Source organism: Mesorhizobium sp. M2E.F.Ca.ET.209.01.1.1, assembly GCF_004010375.2.
Lineage (GTDB): Bacteria > Pseudomonadota > Alphaproteobacteria > Rhizobiales > Rhizobiaceae > Mesorhizobium.
Genome location: NZ_SADP02001158.1, coordinates 1 through 291 on the forward strand (window position 1 = coordinate 1; position 291 = coordinate 291).

Annotated in this window: 1 pseudogene; it reads right to left on the bottom strand. The window is 67.0% G+C overall.

Features of this window, described 5'->3' with window-relative positions:
- A pseudogene (locus EN852_RS39540) lies at positions 1 to 291 on the bottom strand (asparagine synthetase B); the annotation flags it as partial.

Below are 291 nucleotides of genomic sequence, written 5' to 3' on the forward strand. Positions count from 1 at the left end.
GCTGCCACAACGCCTTCAGTTCCGAGCCGAACACCAGCGTGTCGCCGGCCCAGCCGTAGTACAGCGGCTTCTTGCCGACGCGGTCGCGCGCCAGCCACAGGCAATGCTGCTGGCGATCCCACAGCGCGATGGCGAACATGCCGTTGCAGCGCTGCAGCGTGTCTTCCACGCCCCACTGCAGGATCGCCGCCAGCAGCACTTCGGTATCGGAGTGGCCGCGGAAGGTGTGCCCCAGCGGCTCCAGCTGTTCACGCAGGGCGGCGAAGTTGTAGACCTCGCCGTTGTACGCCA